Consider the following 21,332-nt stretch of genomic DNA (forward strand, 5'->3'; position numbering starts at 1 on the left):
CCGAGGACGCCTGGTACGAGCGGACCGCCGACGCCGCCACCCCCTACGACGACAAGGAGTGACCACAGTGGACACCACCGCTGCCGTGAAGAACGCCGGCATCCGCCGGGTCGACACCGCGAAGAGCCACTACTACACGATCAACGGACGGCGCGCGGTTGGCGTGACCACCGCGCTCAACGCCCTGCCAAAGCCGATGTTGGTGCGCTGGGCCGCGCGCACCGTGGCCGAGCACGTCGCCGACCACCTCGACACCGTGGGGGCGATGCTGGTCGAGGGCGGGCGTCAGCCCACGATCGACTACCTGTCCGGCCTTCCGAACCAGGTCCGGGACAGCGCGGCCGAGCGCGGCACCGAGGTGCACGACCTGGTGTTCCGGCTCGCCGCAGGCGACGCGGTGGACGTGCCGCACGACGTCGCGCCCTACGTGCGGGGCGCGCTGCGCTACCTCGACGACTACCAGCCGGAGCCCGTGCTCGCTGAGACGGTGGTGGCCTCCTACGAACACCTCTACGCCGGGCAGCTCGACTCGATCCAGCGCATCAACCAGCGGGGCACGGTGCAGGTGGACTGGAAGACCGGCCGCGGCGTCTACGGCGAGCACGCACTCCAGCTGGCCGCCTACCGCTTCGCCGAGGTCTACCTCGACGCCGAGGGCACCGAACACGACATGCCCGAGATCGACGGCAACTACATCCTGCACATCAAGCCCGATGACTACGAGCTGATCCCCGTGCAGGCCGAGGCCGAGCAGCACGACATCTTCCTTGGCGTGCTGGACATGTACCGGCGCGCAGTCCAGTCGGACAAGCTCAAGAAGCTGATCGGCACGCCGCTGCCGAAGCCCTCGGCGGTGGCCGCATGATCGAACAGTCCACCGCTGCACCGACCGTGGTTCAGCTCATCGGCGCCGTGATGCGCGAGGTCACCGCGGTGAAGAAGCGGGACACCAACAGCCACTTCGGCTTCACCTTCCGCGGCATCGACACCGTGCTGGACAGCGTTGCACCCGCGCTGCGGGACCACGGCGTGGTCATCATTCCCACCGTCCGCGACAAGACCATGGAGAAGGACGGGAAGAACAACCGGGTCGTGCTCACCGTGGACTACACCTTCTACGGCCCCGCCGGTGACCACATCACCGCCACCGTGGTCGGCGAGGCCATGGACGCCCAGGACAAGGCCACCAGCAAGGCGATGTCCGTGGCATTCCGGATCGCACTGCTCCAGTGCTTCGCCATCCCCACCGGCGAACGCGACCCGCACGCCGGTGCGCCGATCACCACCAAGCTCGCCGCGCTGAAGACGAAGGTGTGGAAGCAGGCCCAGAGCCGCGGCTGGGACATGAACCAGCTCCGGGAGGAGTTCACGCTCTGGTCCGGTGGCGCCGACATCGAGGTCGCCACCGAGAAGGACCTCACCGACTACCTCAAGCACCTCGACCCGTCCACGGTCACCACGATGCAGCGGCGGCAGCCGTGAACGAGCACGCCGCCCGCCGGACCGTCCGCGAGCGCGCCGCCGGGCTGTGCGAGGTCCGCGTCATGGACGTGTGCACCGGCGGCGGGCAGGACTGGCAGCACCGCAAGAACAGGTCGCAGGGCGGCAGGTGGGAGCCCAGCAACGGCCTGCTCGTCTGCCGGGCCTGCCACCACCACATCCACACCAACCCGGCCGAGGCTATGCGCTGCGGGTGGACCGTCTCGGCCTCCGCCGACCCGGCCACCACGCCCGCCCTGATCCACACCGTGACCCTCGGCCACGACTGGATCGTGCTGGACGACGCCGGGTTCGTCTTCCGCGCACCGTGGCCGTCGAGCGCGGCCGGTATGCCGGACGACCTGCCCGCTGTTGCCGCGCTGGCGGCGGCCCGGCCGGAAAGGACCGCCTCATGAACCCGACCCAGCACCGTGCGCAGTGCGGCACCAGAGCCGGGTACCTGCGCCACCACAGCAACAAGGAGCTGGCCTGCGACCCCTGCCTGGCGGCCGCGAACAAGTTCCACACCGCCTACCTCATCCGCCAGGGCACGCAGCGGAGCTGCCGCATCAGCGTCTCCACCCTGCGGCTGCTGCTGGACGACCCGACGGCCGGACGTGACGCGCTCGCCGCCGAACTCGGCGACCTGGTGGTCTCGGCCATCAGCGGTACCGCACCCAGCACGCCGTGACCGCCCGGTGGCCGCCGCAGCGTGACCTGCGGCGGCCACCCGCACCACCCCGGAAGGAGGCGGACATGCGCCGCACCAGCACAACCCCCGTGGCCAGCACCACGCCGAGCAAGACGCACTACGCGACGCAGATGGTGCCGCTGGCCGCGCGCATCGTGGCCGCGGTGCACGACGACGGCCCCGACGAGCTGCGCGAGGCCCTCGGCCGCGCGCTGGCGGTGACCCCAGCCGCCGGGGTCGACCCCTACGTCACCCTGACGGTGATCCTGGCCGCCATGGTCGACCCGGCCCGCAGCCCGCAGCAGCTGCTGGCCTGGACCGGCCCGCTCGGCGGTGTCGACGCGGTCACCCCGCCCCCACCGTCCACTGTGGACATTGGAGCGGATCGCGCCCGGCTGGACCCACGCGTCGTCGAGTTCTGCGTGGACGGCCTGATTCCGGCCTCCCGGCTGCGCCCGCGTGAACGGGCTGAGGCGGTGCGCATCCTCAGCGAACGCGGCTTCCAGGTGCCCGAGATCGCCGGGAAGCTCGGCGTCACCATCCGGACGGTCCAGCGCCTGCGCGCGGCCGCCAGGCAGCAGAACGGCTCGGTGGCCGCGTGACCCGCGTGTCCGTCTTCGCCCCGGTTCGCTGGGCCAAGACGGTCCCGCCGATCCTGCGCAGCGACGGGCAGCCGGACCAGACCGCGCACTACGTCCTACTCGCGCTGGCGACGTGGGCCAACGCCGACGGCACCGGCGCGCGCCCCAGCGTGCGCCAGCTGGCCCAGGCCACCTACAGCGACACCACCACCGTCGAGCGCGCCCTCGACCGCATCCAGGCCGCCGGGCTGATCTCCAAGACCTGCGACCTCAACGGCACCTCGGTGTGGACGCTGCACCTGACCGTCGTCCACGACGGACCGACGATCACCGACCGGCGGATCGAGCGGCGGCGTGCGACCGATGCTGAGCGGCAACGGCGACGGCGTGCCCGGCGCGCCGGGCAGGTGGGCCGTCACGCAGTGGGAGAGCGTGACGTCACGCCCTCGGACACCGTGACAGCACCTGTGGATAACCCTGTGGACAACCCCGATGTCACGCAGTCCCACACCGTGACCTACCCGGTAGGTCACGGTGTCCCGCCCCGTGACGTCACGGGGTCCGACACCGTGACGTCACGCACCCAGGACCGTGACACCCGCAGGTCAGAGGTGGTGTACCAGCCATTACTAACCAGCCATCTTAACCAGCCAATAACCCTCTCCCCCGACGCTGCGCGCCGGGAGGACTTCGACGAATTCTGGTCGATCTACCCCCGCAAGGTCGGCAAGACCGCCGCACGGAAGGCCTGGGATCGAGCACTCCGGGACGCCACCCCCGAGGCGATCCTCACCGGCGCCGCCCGCTTCGCCGCCCAGCGCGCCGGGCAGGACCCGAAGTTCACCCCCCACCCGGCCACGTGGCTCAACGCCGGGCGCTGGGACGACGAGGACACCCCCGGCCTGCGCGCGGTTTCCGGCGGCTACCGGCCCTGGGCCAACCCGGCCAACCACGACGCCTACGACGAGGAGCTGCTGTGAACACCCCCGCCACCCTCACTGAGCGGTTCCCCCACCTCGACCTGGACCCGGTCTGGATCGCCGAGAACATCGAGCGCGGTCGCGAGCGCATCACCAAGGTGCCCCCGCGCTACACCACAGCCGCCGCCACCGAGCCCACGGTGCAGGCCTGGGTCGCTGAACTGCTCGACCTGGCCGTCGAGCGCTCCCACGTCGGCTGTGTGTCGGTGCGCTCCGGGCCGTCCCTGCTGATCCTCGGCCCGACCGGCACCGGCAAGACCTTCCAGGCCTACGGCGCGGTCCGCGCCCTGGCCATCTCCGGTGCGCAGTGCCCGTTCAAGTTCGCCACCGCGGCCGACCTCTACGCCGAACTGCGGCCCCAGTCCCGTGTGGACACCGAACGGCTGTTTCAGCGGATCGCCGACGCGCGCCTGCTCGTCATCGACGACCTGGGGGCCGCCAAGGGGTCGGAGTGGACTGAGGAGATCAACTACCGGTTGATCAACCACCGCTACGAGCACGAACTGCCGACCCTGATCACCAGCAACATCCCGGCCCGCGAGCTTGGGGCCGCGGTTGGCGAGCGGGTCGCCTCCCGGCTGGTGGAGATGTGCCGCCGGGTCACCCTCCGCGGCGAAGACCGCCGCCGGGCCGCGGCGGCCCAGTCGTGACCGGCCGCCGGAAGATCGCGTTGGCCTGGGTGACCTGCGGTGCGTGCGGCAGGCGCTCCTACCGCACCCGCAGCTTCGCGCGCCGGGTCGCCAAGCTCGCCCACCCCAGCCAGCACATGCGCCCCTACCCCTGCCGCTACGGCGGCACCGGCTGGCACCTCAGCCCTTGGAAGCCCCCGGCTGATCAACACAAGCCAGAGACCCCCGCAACGGCCCCTGGCTTCCCCGTCAGCGAACGAACGGAGCAGACATGACCTCCCGGACCACTCCGACCACTGTGGACGATCTCAGCCACACCGCGGTGGTCCTGTTCGTCGCCGGTCTGCCCGCACCGCAGGGCAGCAAGCGCTACCTCGGCCACCGGCGCCCCGTCGAGGACTCCGCCGGCCTCCCGTCGTGGCGAGCTGACGTCCGTGAGGCACTGGCCAAGGCCTGGCGCACCACCGCCTTCGACGGCCGCGAGGTCGCCCGCGCCCCGCTCCAGTGCGCCGTCCAAGTCGGGCTGGAGTTCGTGCTCCGCCGCCCAGCCAGCACCCCGAAGCGGCGCACACCGCCCGCGGTCCGGCGCCCGGACCTGGACAAGCTCGCCCGCGCCGTCCTGGACGCCATCACCTCCGCCGGTGTCTGGGCCGACGACGCCCAGGTCATCCAGCTGCACGCCAGCAAGCGCCTCGCCGAGCCGGGCGAGCACACCGGCTGCCACATCCGGATCACCCCCATCACCCAGGAGGCGTGAATGAACAGCCATACCCACCCAGACCCTTTCCAGGGCATGGGAGCCAGCACACTCAAGGTCGACGGCCAGCCGATCGCCAAGGTCACCTCCTGCGAGATGGAGATCTCGAAGTACGGGCCGGCCACGCTGGCGATCGAGCTGGCGCTGACCCCCAAGTTCGAGCTGAACCGCCAGCTGCAACTGATCGTCGATCACGCCACCCGCGCCGCGCTGGTCGCGCTCGGCTGGACCCCGCCGGACGGTGCGTGATGCACACCGACCCGACCCGCTGCCCCATCCCTACCTGCAACATGGTGCTGCCCGACGGCCTGACCTGGTGCAGCGACAGCCACCACCGCCTGTGGCTGGCCGGGAAGTACAACATCCGCCAGCTCGACGGCACCGGCAGCTCGACCGGCGCGCACCGGTCCGCGCCCACGGCGACCGCGGCGGCCGGGATCGCCGTGGTCCGCCCGGAGCCGCCCGCCGCACCGCCGGTCACCACCGCGGTGCACCGCCCCGCCGAGCACCCCACCCCGGGCCTGCTCGCCCGCCTCATCGCCCGCAAGCTCGGCCGGCGGTCGGCATGAACGAGCCGACGCCCGCCGCGCTGGAGCGGATCGCCGAGTTCATCACCGGGAGGCCCCGTTGAGCACCTGCCCTGTCGAGGACTGCGACCGGCCCACCAACTCCGGCCTCTGCCACGACCACCGCGCCCAGCTCGCCGCCCAGCTCCGCGCCGTGGCCACTGGCCCACCCGACGCCAAGCACCGGCCCTCCCCCGGGCTGGCCGCCGAGCTGCGCACCACCGCGGCCCGCCTGGACCGCATCGGCTCCGGCTCGGTCGGCGTCATCTCCCGCGACGCCGAACGCCCGCTGCCCTGGGGAGAGCACGCCGCCCAGGCACTGGCCGCGCTCCACCACGTGATCACCGGCTGGATGCTGCTCATCCATGACGACCACCAGAACAGCGGCCCGCTCCAGCGAGCCGATCAGGTCGCCGACCGCACCACCGAGGGCGCCGCCCGCTGGCTGCTCGACCACTCGCGGTGGACCGTCGGCCGCCCAGACGCGGCCCGGCTGGTCGCCGACGTCAACCACGTCGTCCGCCGCGCCGAACGCACCATCGACCGCGCCCCGGACCGCTTCTACGCCGGACCCTGCGCCACCCCCGACCCCGACACCGGCCAGGACTGCACCGCCGACCTGTACAGCCGCCACGTCACCGGCTCGATCACCTGCCGGGCCTGCGGCGCCGAGCACGACGCTGGCGACCGCCGCGCGTGGCTGCGCGCCCACGCCCGCGACCACCTCGACACCGCCCCAGCCATCGCCCGCGCCCTCTCCGTGCTCTGTCTGGACCTGCTCGACGACACAGGCCTGTCCGTGCACCGCATCCGGCAGTGGGCCACCCGCGGCCACCTCACCCGCCGCGGCCAGCTCCCCGCGGTCGGTGACCGCCAACCCCAGCCCCTCTACCGTGTCGGCGACGTCGAACAGCTGCTCGTCGCCGCGGCGAACCGCACCCGGAAGGCAAGCTGATGCCGTACAAGCCCCCTTACCACTTGGTGGTCGCGTTGTCCTGCTTAACCTGGCTGGTGCTCCGGATGGCGTACGGCGCTTTCTGGCAGGACCACTTGTGGGATGTTGACGCCGCTGCGCTGACCGCGTTCATCGCCACCGGCCTCATCCAGTGGGGGCCATCGTTCATCACGGTGCTACGACGCAACCGGCGCTGACCAGCACCGGATGCCACCGGCCGCGACCTGAGCGACCATGGCACCGTGCAGACCGACGACGACCCCGACCTACCGCGACACCACTGGCCCCGCGACCGCCTCTACCGCGAGGCGGCGCGGCGCCTGCGCGAGCAAGCCCAGCGCTGCCAACGCGACCCCCTCGGCCCGGTGCAGTGGGAAGCCCACCTCGGCGCACACCCGGCGCTGGCCGCGCCGCTGGCCGACTGGCTCGACGGTGCCGCGGCCGCAGCAGCCAAGCACACCGCCTACGACGCGCGCTTCGTCCCGCCCACCCAGCTCGCCCACGCGGTGCTGGACTGGGTGCCCGTCAGCGCCGAAGCCCGCATCGCCGCGCAAGAGCCGCCACTCCCCGGCCCCCGGCGCTGACCATGAACCTCGACGAGCTGGCCGCAGCCGAAGCCGTCTACTACCAGCAGGCCCACCACCTCGGCGTCGACGAGCAGACCGCGCGCCGGGTGCTTGACCGCGCCTGCTGGGACATCACCGACCAGCGCACCACCGAGACCGACCCGTACGCCCTCGCCCTGGCCCGCCTGACCGGCCAGACTGCCGCAGGAGCATAGCCAGAACGGAATATACAATCTGACCTGCACAAACCTGTGGCCTTTGCACTGACCGGTCAGTCCATGTCATCATCGCGTGCAGTGGGCACAACTGTGCCCCCCAGCCCACGAACGGCCCGCGCCCATCCCGCGGGCCGTTCGTGCGTTCCGGGAGGTGCGCCGTGCGCCTGCTCCACAACCCCGAACCCCGCCCCGCCACCCTCGCCGAACTCGACGCCGCGCTCCACCAGGCCGAGACCGAGATGAACCGGGCCCTCGAACACCGCGACTGGCGCAGAGCCACCAAGGCCCGCCAAGCCCAGATCCGCCTGGCCATCGCCCGCGCCAACCTCGTTGACCAGCTGATCGCCGACGCCGCGAAGGGCTGACGGCCGCGACCAGTCGCGACCACTGGTCGCGCGCATCGGGAGGTGGTCGCCGTGGCCCGCCGCGAACTCACCGACGCCGACCGCGAGCGGGTGCGCGAGCTGCACGCCGAAGGGCTCGGCCGAAACGAGATCGCCAAGCAGGCCGGCCTGAGCGCGGCCACGGTGACGAAGCTGGCGAAGGAGCTGGAGCTGTCCTTCGACCGCTCGGCCACCGAGGTCGCGGTAGCCGCCCGGGTCGTGGACGCCAAGGCCAAGCGCGCCGAGCTGATGAACAACCTCCTCGACGACGCCGCCCGGCTCCGCGCCCAGCTCTGGGAGCGGGCACACGTCTACAGCTTCGGCGGGAAGGACAACACCTTCGCCGAGGCGCACGTCCCGCAGCCGTCCTTCCGCGACCAGCGCGACATCATGGGCTCGGTCTCCACCGCGCTCACAGCGTCGCTCCGGCTGGCCGAGCACGACAGCGACCCCGGCGTTGACGCCTCCAAGTCCATGCTTGGCGCGCTGGCAGGTGAACTGTCCCGGCTCGCCGAGCAGCTGCCGGCCGACGACCCGGTGCCCGACGATGAACCTTGAGGCGATCACCCGGATCTTGTCCCGCAAGCAGATCCGCTCGATCGCCGACAGCGCCCGCGTCCGCATCTCGATCTGGGCTGGGGCCGTGCGCTCCGGCAAGACCATCGCCAGCCTGATCGCGTTCCTGATCGCCCTGGCCGTCGCCCCCAACCACGGCCTGGTGGTCATCGTCGGCCGGACGCTCCAGACCATCGAACGCAACATCATCGAGCCGTTGCAGGACGTCAGCCTCTTCGGTGCCCTGGCCAACCAGGTGCACCACACCCGGGGCTCGACCACCGCGGTCATCCTCGGCCGCACCGTGCACCTGCTCGGTGCCCACGACGCCAAGGCCGAGGGCAAGCTCCGCGGCCTGACCGCCTGCCTCGCCTACGTCGACGAGGCCACCCTCATCCCGCAGGCGTTCTTCCAGCAACTGCTGGCCCGCCTGTCCGTCCCCGGTGCCCGACTGCTGGCCACGACCAACCCGGACTCCCCCGCGCACTGGCTGCGCAAGCACTACCTCCTGCGCGCCGGTGAGCTGAACCTGGCCAGCTGGCACTTCACGATGGACGACAACCCGTCCCTGAGCCCGGAGTTCGTCGCGGACCAGAAGCTGGAGAACGTCGGCCTGTTCTACCGGCGCAACATCCTCGGCGAATGGTGCCTGGCCGAAGGCGCGATCTACGAGGCGTGGAACCCCGACCGGCACATGGTCGACATCCTCCCGCGCATCCACCGCTGGTACGGCGTCGGCATCGACGTCGGCACCACCAACCCCTTCGCCGCCCTCGCCCTCGGCCTGGGCTACGACACCGACCGGCGCCCGCGGCTGTACCTGACCCACGAGTACCGGCATGACTCCAAGCTGGCCCGCCGCCAGCTGACCAACCCCGAGTACAGCGACAACGTCCGGACCTGGCTGGCCACCGCCGACCGTCCACACGAGACCGAGCGCGGCATCCGCCCGGAGTGGCTCTACATCGACCCGAGCGCCGCGGACTTCTCGTTGCAGCTCTACCGGGACGGGGTGTCCAACGTGGCCAACGCGATCAACGACGTGATCCCCGGTATCCGCACCCTGGCCGGTGTCATCGCCCGCGACCAGCTCCGCGTTCACCGCTCCTGCAAGGGCTTCCTCGACGAGGTGCCCGGCTACAGCTGGGACGACAAGGCCAGCGAGCGCGGCGAGGACGCACCGATCAAGGCCGATGACCACTCCCTGGACGCCGTCCGCTACGTCGTCCACTCCACCGAGACGCTATGGCGTCCTCAGCTCGCCCTGGAGGCAGCCTGATGTCCGAGCCCAAGCCGAGCGTCGGCCGGATCGTGCACTACGTCAGCTACGGCACCCCGGGTGGCGAGTACACCTCGCAGTGCCGGGCCGCCGTGGTCACCGAGCTGTGCGGCGACGGCGACCCCGAGCACGACGGCTGCGTGAGCCTGTGCGTGCTCAACCCGACCGGCCTGTTCTTCAACACTCACGTCGGGCACGACGAGGACGACAAGCGCGGTGGCACCTGGCACTGGCCGGAGCGCCTGTGATGGGCAACGACATTACCGTCGAGTTCAGCGGGCGCCCGCTCCCCGCGGTCAATGTCCTTCGGTTCCGCCGGCAGGTCGGCGAGCTGCCGCACTTGCTGCTCTCGATCGACCTGGATCGCCCCGCCGACATCGGCGGTGGCGTAGTCGAGCTGGACGAGCAGACCCGCGCCTTGCTGACCAAGCTCGGCTGGACCCCGCCCGGTGAGGACAGCTGACGTGGCACTCCCTCAGCCCGGTATCCCGTGGCCGCCGCCGGCCTTCGCCAGCGTGCTCGACCGCATGGCCGAGCATGACGCCTGGTACTGCGGCGACCCGGACCGGCTCAGCCGCATCTACCGGAACCGCTCGATCAACAACCACCCGGCCAACCGACCCAGCCAGTACCGCGGCGGCGTCGTCGGCGGGCTGGCCCGCTGGTGGTGGGGCGAGCCGACCCCGCCCGGGGAGAAGCGCACCAAGCTGCACCTCCCGCTGGCCTCCGACATCGCCACCGGCTCGTCCGATCTGCTCTTCGCCGAACCCCCGAAGATCACGTTCGAGGACTCGGCCACCCAAGACCGGTTTGATGAGCTGGCCGACGAGCTGAACCTGCACGCGATCCTGTCCGAGGCCGGCGAAGTCGGGGCCGCGCTGTCCGGCTACTACCTCCGCGCCACCGTCGCCCCCGACCTCGCCGACCACCCGCTGCTCACCGCGGTGCACCCCGACGCCGCGCTGCCGGAGTTCGCCTACGGGATGCTGACCGCGGTCACCTTCTGGTGGGTCATCCAGGAGGACAGCCAGACCCGCTACCGCCACGTTGAGCGACACGAGCTGGCCGGGCGTCAGGGCGTGGTGCTGCACGGGCTGTACAAGGGCACCGCCGACAACCTCGGCCAGCAGGTGACCCTGGACCAGCACGAGGCCACCAAGGACCTCCCGGAGGTGTGGGAGTCCGGTGTGGACGGCCTGATGGTCAGCTACACCCCGAACATCCGGCCCAACCGCCGCGACCGCGGGTCCTTGCAGGGCCGCTCGGACCTCGACGGCATCGAGGGCGTCATGGACGCCCTGGACGAGACCGCCACCAGCTGGATGCGGGACGTACGGCTGGCCAAGGCAAGGATCTTCATCCCCTCCGCCTACCTGGATTCGCAGGGCCCCGGCGCTGGCGCGCTCTTCGACCCTGACCGTGAGGCCTACGAGACGTTGTCCATCCCGCCCACCGCGGGCCAGGGCCTGACGCTCAACCAGTTCGCCATCCGGGTGCAGGAGCACAAGGACACCGCCGAGTTCCTGATGCTGCGCGGGGTGGAGGGCGCCGGGTACAGCGGCAAGTCCTTCGGCCTGGGCGGCAGCAACGGCGGCACCCAGACCGCCACCGAGATCCGCGCCGAGGAGCGTAAGAGCTTCATCACCCGCGGCAAGAAGATCCTCTACGTCAAGGCGGGGCTCCGGCACATCGTCCCGGTCCTGCTCGACCTCGACCGGGTGCACTTCAACGGCCGCGCCGAGCGCGCGGTTCCCAGCATCGAGTTCCCCGACGGCATCACCGACAGCCCGCTCCAGCTGGCCCAGACGTTGCAGGCGCTGCGCGCGGCCGAAGCGGCCAGCACCGAGACCCTGGTGCGGTCGCAGAACCCGGACTGGGACGACCTCCGGGTTGACCAGGAGGTCGAGGCCATCCTCAAGGAGACCGGCCGCTTCCAGCCGGTGGAGGACCCCGACACCTTCACCGGCACCCGCCCGCAGATCACCGCGGGCACCCCCGGCCGGCCACCGGCCGACGAAGACGACGCCGAGCAGGACGGCCCGCCCAGCGGGGAGTAGCCGATGCCGGTTGACCGCACCCTCGCCGAAGACCTCGCCTGGACCCTGGTCGAGCTGTACCTCGACGCGCAGACCCGCCTCGCCCGCGAGCTGGCCCGGGCGCTGGTCGAGGACATCGACGCCCCGGACTGGGCTGGGCGCAAGCTAACCCAGCTCGGCCTGATGAAGTCCTTCGCCGAGCGGCTGGTACAGCTGCTGGAGCAGGACGTCACCGGCAAGGTCGAGCAGACCGTCACCCTCGCCTACGCCCGCGGCGGCAAGGCCGCCACCGAGGAGCTGGTCAAGCTCGCCGGGGGCACGGTCCGGGAGCTGGGCGAGATCCTGCTCGCGTTGCCCGGCACCGTCGCACTCCAGCGGCTGGTGTTCGCGTTGACGAGCAAGCTTCTCGGCACGCACCTGCGCATCCTGCGCTGGCCGCTGGACGTCTACCGCGAGGTCGTCGCGCCCCTGGCCCTCGCGCCGGTGCTGATGGGCACCACCACCCGCCTCGCCGCCGCACAACGCGCGTGGGATGCGTTCCTCGCCCGCGGGATCACCGGCTTCACCGACAAGGCTGGCCGGAACTGGGAACTGGCCTCCTACGTGGAGATGGCCACCCGCACCGGTGTCGCCCAGGCCGCGGTGCAGGGACACCTGGACCAGCTCACCGGCCGCGGCATCGACCTGGTCATCGTGTCCAACGCGCCGCAGGAGTGCGTGCGCTGCCGCCCGTGGGAGGGCGAGGTGCTGACCGTCAACGGGGCACCCGGGATACGCACCATCGAGCGTGAGCACGAGATCCGCGACCACGAGATGGTCACCATCCAGATCGCCGGGTCCGTGACCGAGGCCATCGCAGCCGGGCTGATGCACCCCAACTGCCGCCACAGCCTCCAGGCCTACCTGCCCGGGGTGACCAAGGCCCCGATGCGCACCACCGACCCCGACGGCGACCGTGCGCGGCAGCAGCTGCGGGCGCTGGAGCGCAAGGTCCGCAAGGCAAAGCTCCAGGCAACTGCCGCGCTCGACCCCGCTGCGCGCAAGGCGCACGAACGGCGGGTCGCCGAGCTGCAACACGACATCCGCGACCACATCGCCGCGACCGACCTGCACCGCCAGCGACACCGCGAGCAGATCGGCGCAGCCCGCTGACTTCCGTCCACACCGGACGGACACCGCCGCACGGCGGACCCCATCCCGAAACGGGAGCACACACCATGTCCGACCAGCCTGACACCACGCCCGATCCGGGCGAGGACAAGCCCGACACCACCCCCGACGCACCCAAGGCCGACCCGCCCGAATCGACCGGCACGCCGGACGAGACGGACTGGAAGGCCAAGTCGCGGGAGTGGGAGAAGCGAGCCAAGGCCAACAGCAAGGCGGCCGAGGAGCTGGAGAAGTACCGCATGGCCTCGATGACCGAGCAGGAGAAGGCGGTCGCCGACGCCGAGGCCCGCGGCCGCACGGCCGCCGTCACCGAACTCGGGCGCGAACTGGCTCAGGCCAAGTTCGAGGCCGCCGCGGCAGCCAAGGGCATTGACCTCGGCGACGCGGCCGACCTGATCGACACCGCGAAGTTCCTCGACGACAAGGGCCAGGTCGACACCGAGGCCATCAAGACCGCCGTGGCCAAGCTCGCCAAGCTCGCGCCGAAGCCCGCCACCCAGCGCTCCAGCAGCGACAAGGGCGGCGGCTCCGGCGAAGGGGCCAAGCGCCCCACCTCCCTCAACGCAGCCGTCTCCCAGGCCTACGGCCGCTGACGGCCACACCCTAGGAGAGTCCCATGCCCGTCACCCTCGCTCAGGCGCAGGTGAACACCCAGTCCGATGTGGACTACAACGTGATCGACAACCTGCGCCGCTACAGCTGGCTGCTCGACCAGATCGTCTTCGACAACACGGTCACTCCCGGCACCGGCGGTGGCTCGCTGAACTACGCCTACACCCGGCTGACCGCCGCGGCCCCGGCTGGGTTCCGCGCGATCAACAGCGAGTACACCCCTGGCCAGGCCACCCGCGCCCGGCAGGCGGTGGACCTCAAGCCGCTGGGCGGAGCGTTCAACGTGGACCGGGTGCTGGCAAACCTCGGTGCCCAGGCCACCAACGAGGTTGCTTTCCAGATGCAGCAGCTCCTGACCGCGGTCCGGACCCGCTTCCAGCAGGAGGTCATTCTCGGCGACGTCGCGGCCGACCCGAACGGATTCGACGGGCTGTCCAAGGCCCTGGTCGGCACGAGCACCGAGAAGTCCGCGGGCTACGTCGCGGGTTCGGCAGACTGGACCCTCACCGGCGTCACCTCCCAGGCCGAAGCTCTCAAGCGGCTGACCGAGATCCGCAACTGGCTGTCCAACATCGTCCCGTCCCACACCGGCGGCGGCGACCAGGGCGAGCCCGGCGCGCTGCCGCCCGGTGTGAAGGCCATCCTCGGCAACACCGCCAGCATCACCGCCTTTGAGTCGCTGGCGCAGTGGGGCTCGATGTTCACCGAGTCCAAGGACGACCTCGGCCGTCAGGTCAAGAAGTACGGTGACTGGGTCCTCGTCGACCTCGGCGACCGCGTGGACGGCGCGACCCCGATCATCCCGATCTCCGGCGGCGGCACCACCGACCTGTACGCGGTGACCTTCGGCATCGACGCCTTCCATGGCGCATCGGTGGCCGGCGTCCCGCTGGTGCAGTCCTGGCTGCCGGACTTCTCCGTGGCCGGGGCCGTGAAGTCGGGTGAGGTCGAGATGGGCCCGATCGCGATGGCCTTGAAGAACACCAAGTCCGCCGCCGTGCTTCGGGGGGTGAAGATCGCGTGAGCGAGTACCGAGTCACCACCCCTGCAACGGGATTCACCGGCGTCAGCGCGGGCGTGAACTTCACCAACGGCGTGGCCGAGCCCGTCACCGACGGCCCGGCCCTGTCCTACTTCCGCGCCGCGGGATACGGCGTCGAGGAGATCGAGCCGCCGGAGACCGCCTCGGCGACCGAGCCGAACGACCCGCCGCCCGCCGACCCGCCCAAGCCCACCGACAAGCCGACCACCCCGACCAAGACCGGCGGCAAGCCCGACAAGGAGCCGACCCGATGACCCAGCTCGGACGCTTCACCGGCCTCGCCCGTGACGGCCTGGCCGTCGCGGACGACGTCGTGCGCCAGATGCTCGCGGGCGCCGACTACGCCAACCCGACCGGCCTGTACCGGTGCAACATGGCCCGCCTGAACGCCACCGCCGACACCGGCGCCCTGACCACCCAGGTCATGACCTCGGTGGCGCTGTTCCTGCGCAAGGGCGACGTGGTCACCAACCTGACCTTCCGGTCCGGCGCGACCGCCGCGGGCACGCCCACGAACTACTGGTTCGCGCTGTACAGCTCGGCGGCAACGCCGGCGCTGCTGGCGCAGACCGCCGACCAGCTCACCGCGGCGTGGGCGGCCAACACCACCCGCACCCTCGCGCTCGCCTCGCCGGTCACCATCCCGGCCGACGGGATCTACTGGGCCGCGGTCATGGTCAAGGCCACCACCGTGCCCACCCTGGTCGGCCAGTCGCCGCTGGCCTCCGCGCCGCTGCTCGCGGGTGCGGGCGAGAAGACCCTCGCCCAGACCTCCGGCGCGGCGCTGACCACCACGGCCCCGGCCACCATCGCCAGCCCGGCCGTGGCCGCCACCGTCCCGCTGGTGCTCGCGTCCTGACCCGTCCTTCCCGCGCCCGCCCGCACCACGCGGGTGGGCGCGGCACCGTCCGGAAAGGACACCCCATGCCCACCTACGAGAAGGTCGACAGCTGCCAGGTCGTCGAACGGGTCATCACCGTGGACGACCCGAAGGCCCAGCAGACCCAGCTCTACGAGGACTACGTCAACCGCGGTGTCGGCGGCTGGTGCCGCCTCGGCGACCCGGCCGCGCCCGCGCCCGCGCCGGTGGTCGCCTCGCCCGCGCCACACCCGCCCGCCAAGCCCGCTGCCGCCCGCGCCGAGAAGAAGGACTGACCGATGGCCCTGGACAGCCGCATCTCCCTCGCCGTGGCCGCCAACCTCACCGGCACCGGCGACCTCGCCACCCCGGCCGCGCCCCTGAGCTACCGCAAGGACATTCCCTTGCTCAACGGCACCGGGCTGGGCCAGGCCAACCGGGTCTTCTCCGACACCCGGACCGTCGTGGCCTCCGGCACCGACAGCCTCGACCTGGCCGGACCGCTGACCGACGCCTTCGGCGCGGCCCTGACCTTCGCCAAGATCAAGGCGGTGGTGGTCGTCGCGGCCGGGGGCAACACCAACAACGTGGTGGTGACCCGGCCCGCCGCCAACGGGCTGCCGCTGTTCGCCGCCGCCGGAGACGCCATCGCGGTGAGGCCGGGCGGGATGTTCGTCTGGGTCGCACCGGATGCCACCGCGGTCGCGGTCACCGCCGACACCGGCGACCTGCTCGACGTCGTCAACAGCGCGGGCGGCAGCTCGGTGACCTACGACGTCGTCCTCATCGGCACCTCGGCCTGACCCATGGCCAGGGTCTACGCCACCCAGACGCAGCTGACCGACTACGGCGCCCCGCAGGGTGTCCAGCTCCCGGAGGGCGCGGCGGCTGCCCGCGCGCTGCGGGTGGCGTCCACGCTGGTGGACAAGGCGCTCAAGTCCGCGGTCTACGACACCGACCCGGTCACCGGGCTGCCCACCGGTCCGACAGTCGCCGAGGCGATGGCCAACGCGACCTGTGCGCAGGTGGTGGCCTGGGCGGCCAGCGGGGTCGACGAGACCGGCGCCGCCGGCCAGTGGCAGAACGTCTCGATCGGCTCCGTCCAGCTCGGCCGCGGCACCACCAGCGGCTCCGAGCCGGCGCCCGGCACCGCGTTGTGCCAGCAGGGCCTGACCGAGCTGGAAGTGGCCGGGCTGCTGCCCGGCACGATCGGCCGTCCCGTGTGGACGTGGTGACCGTGGCCTCCGTCCCAGCCTGGTTGCTGCGGCACACCGCCACGATCGAGCCCTACCTCGGCACCACCGGCACCGGCCCGCGGTTCGGGCCACCGGAGCAGGTGCGCTGCTTCGCCGACGACAAGCGCCGTCTTGTCCGCTCGGCCACCGGCACCGAGGTGGTCTCCGAAACGACCCTGTACTGCCCGCCCGGCACCACCGCGCCGCCGGAGTCCCGGGTCACCGTCCAGGGCCGCGCGACCACCGTCATCGCCGCGCACCAGCGCGACGGCGGCGGCCTCCCGACCCCTGATCACGTTGAGGTGGTGCTGAAATGACCCAGAGCGTCCGCATGAAGTGGAACGGTGCCAAGGTCAGCGTGGTGACCCGCGGTGGCGCGGTCGAGGGCCTGGGCAAGGCCACCGAGCACCTGCTCGGCGTCGCCTCCCAGCTGGCACCGATCGAGGAGGGCACCCTCGAACGCTCCGGGGTGGCCTCGGTCGATGAGGTCAACCTGCGCGGCGCGGTGTCCTTCGACACCGTCTACGCGGTGCGCCAGCACGAAGAGCTGACCTGGCGGCACGACCCCGGCCGGCAGGCCAAGTACCTCGAAGAGCCCGCCGACACCGAGGCCGACACCATGACCGCCCTCGTCGCCGCGGCGATCCGCAGGGCCTACCGGTGAGCGTGACCGAGGAGTACGCCCTGCTGCTCGACCAGCTCGGCCTGGGCAACTACCGGCCAGAGGACACCACCGGGGACGTCTACCTCGACGCGCTGCCCCAGACCCCGGACACCGCGGTGGCCGTTGCCCGCTACGGCGCCGGTGAAGCCGACTCCACCCTGCCGTATGACCCGGTGCGCATCCAGATCCGCGTACGTGTGGCCGTAGGCGAGCGCACCGCGGGCGAGGCCCGCGCCCAGCGGATCTACGACAACCTGCACGGCATGGGATCCCGGTACCTGCCGGGCGGCACCTGGTCGCTGTACATCACCGGCGTCAACGGCGGCCCCGCCTACCTCGGAGTCGACCTCAACGGCCGTCCAGAGTGGACGGTCAACCTCCGCGGCGAGGTCCAGCGCCGCACCGCGCACCGCCCTTAACACCCCGATCACCCCGTCACCCGGTCGCCTCCCGACCGGGCCCTAGCCATGCCCGGAGGAGAGAACACCCATGGCACAGACCAAGATTTTGGCCAGAGACGTCATTTTCCAGGTGGAGACCACCACCCCGAACACCTGGCTGGCCGTCTCCTACCTGAACTCGGCCACCCTCAACCCGGCCGAGAACGAAGAGGTCGGCGACGCCACGACCTTCGAGAGCGCGGGCCAGTACGAGGGCGTGCCGATGCAGCGCGGCGCAGCCTTCGAGCTGGAAGGCCTGCTGTCCAAGGACAACATCACCGGCGTGCAGGACCCGGGCCAGGCCCGGGTGGAGGTGCTGGCCGCCGCGGTCGGCTACGCCGGCCTCGCGCGGGTGCGCTTCCGCCACCCCCTGGACACCGAGTGGCAGATTTGGACCGCGCTGTTCAGCCTCGGCGAGCAGGGCGGCGGCAACAACGACCTCTCCACGTGGGGCGCGACCATCACCCGCTCTGGCGCCAAGACCACGGCGGCCGTGTGATGACCGACCTGGAGCGCTACGAGCGCGAGCAGGAAGCCGACTTCAACGCCTTCTGGGCCGAGCACCAGGCCGTGCGCGAGGTGCCGCAGGCCGTCGTGCACATCCTCGGCGTGGACGTGGTGGTCCCCACCGAACTGCCGCTGCGCGTGCAGGTCCTCGCCGAGCAGCTGGCCGGGGAGGACACGCCCACGGCGCTGCGGCAGATGCTGGAAGCGCTCTTCGGCGAGGACGTCTTCGACACCTGGGTCGACAACGGGCTGACCACCGAGAAGTTCGCAACGCTGCTGATGTGGGGCATGGCCAACGCCCAGCGTGTCGACAAGACCATCCCGGTCAGCTTCGCCGAAGCCGCCCAGATGGTCGCTGACGCCGAGGCCAAGCAGGCCGAGGGAAAAGCGCCGGCGGGGCCGTCGAACCGGGCGGCTCGTCGAGCTGGCTCAAAGACACGCGCATCCGCCGCGGCTGGGCACTGATCGAGGGCGATTTCCAAGCCCTGTACGGCATCGACGCGCCCCGGCTCGCCGCGCTGGGGCATCGCCGGTTCCTGGCCCTGATGAAGGGCCTGGCGCACAACGAGCAGTCGACCTGGCGGCACTGGGCGTCCAAGCAGCCCAACGAGATCGAGGGCCACACCGCCGTGTCGGCGTTGCTGTCCCGAACATGAGGGGGTCTTGGTGGCGCTGACCGTTGGCGAGCTTGTCGCCTACATGGACGTCGATCAGACCCGGTTTTCCCGTGGGCTGGCGGCGGCACGGGCGGCGATGGCCAGCACCGCCAGCGCCATCACCAAGCACCTCAACGACATCGCCGACGACCAGCGGTTCCAGCGGTTTGCCGCCAGCCTGGACCGGGCCGCGGTGTCGGTGCTCAAGCTGCTCAACAACCTCTCCAACATCCCGACGGCCGTCCAGGGAATCGCCGGGCTGGCCAGCATCGCCAAGTCCGCATCCGGCGCGCTGGGCGTGCTGCCCGGCATCCTGGTCTCGGTGGCCGCAGCGTTCACCGCGGTCAAGGTCGGCGTCTCCGGCTTCGCCGACGCGCTCAAGGAGATGGGCGACCCGAAGGCCTTCGCCGAGGCACTGAAGCAGCTCTCGCCCGCGGCACGGGCGGCGGCCATCGCGATCAAGCAGCAGGCCCCGGCCTGGCGCGAAGTCAAGAAGGCAGCGCAGGAAGCCTTGTTCTCCGGGATCGCACCGCAGCTGACCAAGATCGGCAAGCAGTACGCGCCGGTCGCCCGCGATGGCCTGGCGGGCATCAACAAGGAGTTCAACACCGCGGTCAAGACCGCCTTGGCCTTCGGTTCCTCGGCCAGCTCGGTGAAGGACGTCGGCACCATCTTCGGCAACACCCGGAAGACGGTCGCCGAGCTGGTCGGCGGAGGCTTGAAGCCGCTGTTGCAGATCCTGCTTGACGTCGTCACCGTCGGCACGGAGTTCTTGCCGAACTTGACCGGAGGGTTCGGCAACGCCGCACAGGCCGCGGCAGATTTCGTCTCCAAGGCAAGGGAATCGGGCCGCCTCAAGGAGTGGATCTCCGGCGGGCTGTCCATCCTCGGTGACCTGTGGGAGCTGCTGAGCAACATCGGCACCATCGTCAAGACGGTGTTCGACAGCTTCCAGACCGAGGGCTCCGGGCTGCTGCCGATACTGCTCGACCTCACCGGCCGCGCGAAGGACTTCCTCAAGTCCGTTGAGGGACAACAGGTTCTGCACAACCTGGCGAGCGCGCTCAAGACCATCGGCGACATCGTGACCAACGTCCTGCTGACCGCGCTGCGGGAACTGGCCCCGCTGGTCGACGGCACCACGCCGGGGCTGACCGAGCTGGCCCGGGTCATCGGCGACGTGCTCACCGGCGCGATCACGACCCTGGCACCGCACCTGGTGGGCATCATCAAGTGGCTGTCCGACAACATGACCTGGCTCGGGCCGGTCACGGTGGGCATCCTCGGCCTGACCGTCGCCATCCGCGCCTGGGGCCTGGCCACGAGCGTGTTCGCCGCGCTGCACAGCGGCGCGGCAGGCAAGGTGATCGGCGACTACGCAGTCATGGTCGCCCGCGGCATCGCCGCCGCCGCAACGATGGTCGCCACCTGGGTGGCGGCTGCGGCCGGCGCCGTCGCCCAGGGCGCGATCATCGCCGCGGCGTGGGCAGCGACCGCGGCAAAGGTCGTCGCAGGCTGGGTCATGATGGGCGCCACGGCGCTCGCGCAGGCCGCACGCATGGCCCTGGCATGGCTAATCGGCATGGGCCCGGTGGGCTGGGCCATCGCCGCGGTGCTGGCCGTGGTCGCCGTGGTGATCACGTTCTGGGACGACATCGTGGCCGCCACCGAGGCCGCCTGGGACGCCGTGATCGAGGCCATCAACTCCGCCATCGACTGGGTCCTTGGCTTCGTTGAGCGGAACTGGCGGACGCTCCTGACGATCATCCTCGGCCCGCTCGGCATGATCATCGTCGCGGTGGTCGACAACTGGGAGAAGATCAAGGCGTATTTCCGGGCCGGTGTCGACGCCGTGATCTCGGCGTTCCAGTGGCTCGGCCGCCTGCCGGAGATGATCCGAGGCTGGATGTCGGATGCCCGCGACTGGGCCAACCGCAAGCTCCACGAAGTGATCGCGGACTTCAAGGCCTTCCCCGGCCGGATCGTCGACGGCCTGGGCAACCTGGGCAACCTGCTGATCGACACCGGGCGGGACATCGTCACCGGCCTGTGGAACGGCATCAAAGCCGCGGGCGCCTGGCTCATGAGCATGATCACCGGCTGGATCAAGAAGGTGATCCCCGGGCCGATCCTCCAGTTTTTGGGCATCGCCTCACCGTCGAAGCTCATGGCCGAGATCGGCCGGTGGATTCCGGCCGGCCTGGCCAAGGGCATCGACGGCAACATCGGCGCGGTCAGCCGCGCTGCGCTGGAGATGGCCGAGGCCGCCGCGGTCCCCATGCCGCGCAACGGCGGGCTGCCGTTCACACCACCCGGTCTGCCCGCCGGCACAGCCGGGCCGCTCGGCCTGGACGGCACCGCCGGACGGCAGGGGCCGCTGGTGGCCATCGAGAACTTCCACGCGGGCGGCGACCAGTCCCCCGACGCGATCGCCCGCGACCTCGCGTGGCATGCCAAGGCGAAGGGCTGATC

General features: G+C 71.1%; 34 protein-coding genes. All 34 read left to right on the plus strand.

Features of this window, described 5'->3' with window-relative positions; all coding sequences use genetic code 11:
* The first annotated feature begins 67 nt into the window (after positions 1–67).
* The 34 genes from M8C13_RS04405 to M8C13_RS04570 all read left to right on the plus strand — a co-directional run bounded on the left by M8C13_RS04405 (position 68) and on the right by M8C13_RS04570 (position 21,330).
* Positions 68–865, plus strand: coding sequence for a hypothetical protein (locus M8C13_RS04405; RefSeq protein ID WP_252479149.1), 798 nt, complete (start codon positions 68–70; stop codon positions 863–865).
* Positions 862–1,482, plus strand: a complete 621-nt coding sequence (locus M8C13_RS04410) for an ERF family protein (protein ID WP_252479150.1) — start codon at positions 862–864, stop codon at positions 1,480–1,482. Before M8C13_RS04405 ends, M8C13_RS04410 begins: the two co-directional genes overlap by 4 nt.
* The gene (locus M8C13_RS04415; protein ID WP_252479151.1) at positions 1,479–1,895 is read left to right on the plus strand and encodes an HNH endonuclease; all 417 of its coding nucleotides are present in this window, start codon (positions 1,479–1,481) and stop codon (positions 1,893–1,895) included. The genes M8C13_RS04410 and M8C13_RS04415 overlap by 4 nt, the downstream gene beginning before the upstream one ends.
* The gene (locus M8C13_RS04420) at positions 1,892–2,170 is read left to right on the plus strand and encodes a hypothetical protein (RefSeq protein WP_252479152.1); all 279 of its coding nucleotides are present in this window, start codon (positions 1,892–1,894) and stop codon (positions 2,168–2,170) included. Before M8C13_RS04415 ends, M8C13_RS04420 begins: the two co-directional genes overlap by 4 nt.
* A gap of 65 nt (positions 2,171–2,235) precedes the next feature.
* A complete protein-coding gene (locus M8C13_RS04425) occupies positions 2,236–2,772 on the plus strand; it encodes a helix-turn-helix domain-containing protein (protein WP_252479153.1) in 537 nt (178 codons plus the stop codon).
* Positions 2,769–3,731 (plus strand): MarR family winged helix-turn-helix transcriptional regulator, encoded by a 963-nt coding sequence (locus M8C13_RS04430; RefSeq protein WP_252479154.1) that lies wholly within the window; start codon positions 2,769–2,771, stop codon positions 3,729–3,731. The genes M8C13_RS04425 and M8C13_RS04430 overlap by 4 nt, the downstream gene beginning before the upstream one ends.
* Entirely contained in the window at positions 3,728–4,381 is a 654-nt protein-coding gene (locus M8C13_RS45280) for an ATP-binding protein (protein ID WP_252479155.1), read from the plus strand. Before M8C13_RS04430 ends, M8C13_RS45280 begins: the two co-directional genes overlap by 4 nt.
* Before the next feature lie 250 nt (positions 4,382–4,631).
* Positions 4,632–5,117, plus strand: coding sequence for a RusA family crossover junction endodeoxyribonuclease (locus M8C13_RS04440; RefSeq protein ID WP_252479156.1), 486 nt, complete (start codon positions 4,632–4,634; stop codon positions 5,115–5,117).
* A gap of 36 nt (positions 5,118–5,153) precedes the next feature.
* Entirely contained in the window at positions 5,154–5,366 is a 213-nt protein-coding gene (locus M8C13_RS04445) for a hypothetical protein (RefSeq protein ID WP_252479157.1), read from the plus strand.
* Entirely contained in the window at positions 5,366–5,686 is a 321-nt protein-coding gene (locus M8C13_RS04450) for a hypothetical protein (RefSeq protein WP_252479158.1), read from the plus strand. The genes M8C13_RS04445 and M8C13_RS04450 overlap by 1 nt, the downstream gene beginning before the upstream one ends.
* Before the next feature lie 58 nt (positions 5,687–5,744).
* Positions 5,745–6,638: a hypothetical protein gene (locus M8C13_RS04455; RefSeq protein ID WP_252479159.1), complete on the plus strand. Its 894-nt coding sequence runs from the start codon at positions 5,745–5,747 to the stop codon at positions 6,636–6,638.
* Positions 6,638–6,835, plus strand: a complete 198-nt coding sequence (locus M8C13_RS04460) for a hypothetical protein (RefSeq protein WP_252479160.1) — start codon at positions 6,638–6,640, stop codon at positions 6,833–6,835. The genes M8C13_RS04455 and M8C13_RS04460 overlap by 1 nt, the downstream gene beginning before the upstream one ends.
* A gap of 45 nt (positions 6,836–6,880) precedes the next feature.
* Positions 6,881–7,222 (plus strand): hypothetical protein, encoded by a 342-nt coding sequence (locus tag M8C13_RS04465; RefSeq protein ID WP_252479161.1) that lies wholly within the window; start codon positions 6,881–6,883, stop codon positions 7,220–7,222.
* A gap of 2 nt (positions 7,223–7,224) precedes the next feature.
* Positions 7,225–7,419 carry a hypothetical protein gene (locus M8C13_RS04470; RefSeq protein ID WP_252479162.1) on the plus strand — a complete coding sequence of 65 codons (195 nt, stop codon included), beginning with the start codon at positions 7,225–7,227 and terminating at the stop codon, positions 7,417–7,419.
* 161 nt (positions 7,420–7,580) lie between these two features.
* Positions 7,581–7,787 carry a hypothetical protein gene (locus M8C13_RS04475; RefSeq protein WP_252479163.1) on the plus strand — a complete coding sequence of 69 codons (207 nt, stop codon included), beginning with the start codon at positions 7,581–7,583 and terminating at the stop codon, positions 7,785–7,787.
* A gap of 51 nt (positions 7,788–7,838) precedes the next feature.
* Positions 7,839–8,363 (plus strand): hypothetical protein, encoded by a 525-nt coding sequence (locus tag M8C13_RS04480; RefSeq protein WP_252479164.1) that lies wholly within the window; start codon positions 7,839–7,841, stop codon positions 8,361–8,363.
* Positions 8,353–9,639 carry a PBSX family phage terminase large subunit gene (locus M8C13_RS04485; protein WP_252479165.1) on the plus strand — a complete coding sequence of 429 codons (1,287 nt, stop codon included), beginning with the start codon at positions 8,353–8,355 and terminating at the stop codon, positions 9,637–9,639. Before M8C13_RS04480 ends, M8C13_RS04485 begins: the two co-directional genes overlap by 11 nt.
* Positions 9,639–9,887 carry a hypothetical protein gene (locus M8C13_RS04490; RefSeq protein WP_252479166.1) on the plus strand — a complete coding sequence of 83 codons (249 nt, stop codon included), beginning with the start codon at positions 9,639–9,641 and terminating at the stop codon, positions 9,885–9,887. The genes M8C13_RS04485 and M8C13_RS04490 overlap by 1 nt, the downstream gene beginning before the upstream one ends.
* Entirely contained in the window at positions 9,887–10,102 is a 216-nt protein-coding gene (locus tag M8C13_RS04495; protein ID WP_252479167.1) for a hypothetical protein, read from the plus strand. Before M8C13_RS04490 ends, M8C13_RS04495 begins: the two co-directional genes overlap by 1 nt.
* Before the next feature lies 1 nt (position 10,103).
* Positions 10,104–11,696 (plus strand): phage portal protein, encoded by a 1,593-nt coding sequence (locus tag M8C13_RS45285; RefSeq protein WP_252479168.1) that lies wholly within the window; start codon positions 10,104–10,106, stop codon positions 11,694–11,696.
* Between the two features lie 3 nt (positions 11,697–11,699).
* Entirely contained in the window at positions 11,700–12,827 is a 1,128-nt protein-coding gene (locus tag M8C13_RS04505) for a phage minor capsid protein (protein ID WP_252479169.1), read from the plus strand.
* Positions 12,828–12,892: 65 nt separating this feature from the next.
* Positions 12,893–13,438 carry a hypothetical protein gene (locus M8C13_RS04510; RefSeq protein WP_252479170.1) on the plus strand — a complete coding sequence of 182 codons (546 nt, stop codon included), beginning with the start codon at positions 12,893–12,895 and terminating at the stop codon, positions 13,436–13,438.
* Positions 13,439–13,461: 23 nt separating this feature from the next.
* Positions 13,462–14,481 (plus strand): major capsid protein, encoded by a 1,020-nt coding sequence (locus M8C13_RS04515; protein WP_252479171.1) that lies wholly within the window; start codon positions 13,462–13,464, stop codon positions 14,479–14,481.
* Positions 14,478–14,753, plus strand: coding sequence for a hypothetical protein (locus M8C13_RS04520; protein WP_252479172.1), 276 nt, complete (start codon positions 14,478–14,480; stop codon positions 14,751–14,753). The genes M8C13_RS04515 and M8C13_RS04520 overlap by 4 nt, the downstream gene beginning before the upstream one ends.
* Positions 14,750–15,358, plus strand: coding sequence for a hypothetical protein (locus M8C13_RS04525; RefSeq protein WP_252479173.1), 609 nt, complete (start codon positions 14,750–14,752; stop codon positions 15,356–15,358). Before M8C13_RS04520 ends, M8C13_RS04525 begins: the two co-directional genes overlap by 4 nt.
* A gap of 65 nt (positions 15,359–15,423) precedes the next feature.
* Positions 15,424–15,654: a hypothetical protein gene (locus tag M8C13_RS04530; protein WP_252479174.1), complete on the plus strand. Its 231-nt coding sequence runs from the start codon at positions 15,424–15,426 to the stop codon at positions 15,652–15,654.
* A 3-nt stretch (positions 15,655–15,657) separates the two neighbouring features.
* Positions 15,658–16,161 carry a hypothetical protein gene (locus M8C13_RS04535; protein WP_252479175.1) on the plus strand — a complete coding sequence of 168 codons (504 nt, stop codon included), beginning with the start codon at positions 15,658–15,660 and terminating at the stop codon, positions 16,159–16,161.
* A 3-nt stretch (positions 16,162–16,164) separates the two neighbouring features.
* Positions 16,165–16,593 carry a hypothetical protein gene (locus M8C13_RS04540; RefSeq protein ID WP_252479176.1) on the plus strand — a complete coding sequence of 143 codons (429 nt, stop codon included), beginning with the start codon at positions 16,165–16,167 and terminating at the stop codon, positions 16,591–16,593.
* 2 nt (positions 16,594–16,595) lie between these two features.
* Positions 16,596–16,910 (plus strand): hypothetical protein, encoded by a 315-nt coding sequence (locus M8C13_RS04545; protein ID WP_252479177.1) that lies wholly within the window; start codon positions 16,596–16,598, stop codon positions 16,908–16,910.
* On the plus strand, positions 16,907–17,257 hold the full coding sequence (locus tag M8C13_RS04550) for a hypothetical protein (protein ID WP_252479178.1): 351 nt from the start codon (positions 16,907–16,909) through the stop codon (positions 17,255–17,257). The genes M8C13_RS04545 and M8C13_RS04550 overlap by 4 nt, the downstream gene beginning before the upstream one ends.
* Entirely contained in the window at positions 17,254–17,676 is a 423-nt protein-coding gene (locus tag M8C13_RS04555) for a minor capsid protein (protein ID WP_252479179.1), read from the plus strand. Before M8C13_RS04550 ends, M8C13_RS04555 begins: the two co-directional genes overlap by 4 nt.
* Before the next feature lie 70 nt (positions 17,677–17,746).
* Positions 17,747–18,196, plus strand: coding sequence for a phage tail tube protein (locus M8C13_RS04560; RefSeq protein ID WP_252479180.1), 450 nt, complete (start codon positions 17,747–17,749; stop codon positions 18,194–18,196).
* A complete protein-coding gene (locus M8C13_RS04565; RefSeq protein WP_252479181.1) occupies positions 18,196–18,669 on the plus strand; it encodes a hypothetical protein in 474 nt (157 codons plus the stop codon). Before M8C13_RS04560 ends, M8C13_RS04565 begins: the two co-directional genes overlap by 1 nt.
* 201 nt (positions 18,670–18,870) lie before the next feature.
* Positions 18,871–21,330 (plus strand): hypothetical protein, encoded by a 2,460-nt coding sequence (locus tag M8C13_RS04570; protein WP_252479182.1) that lies wholly within the window; start codon positions 18,871–18,873, stop codon positions 21,328–21,330.
* Positions 21,331–21,332 lie beyond the last annotated feature (2 nt).

Source organism: Crossiella sp. SN42 (genome assembly GCF_023897065.1).
GTDB lineage: Bacteria > Actinomycetota > Actinomycetes > Mycobacteriales > Pseudonocardiaceae > Crossiella.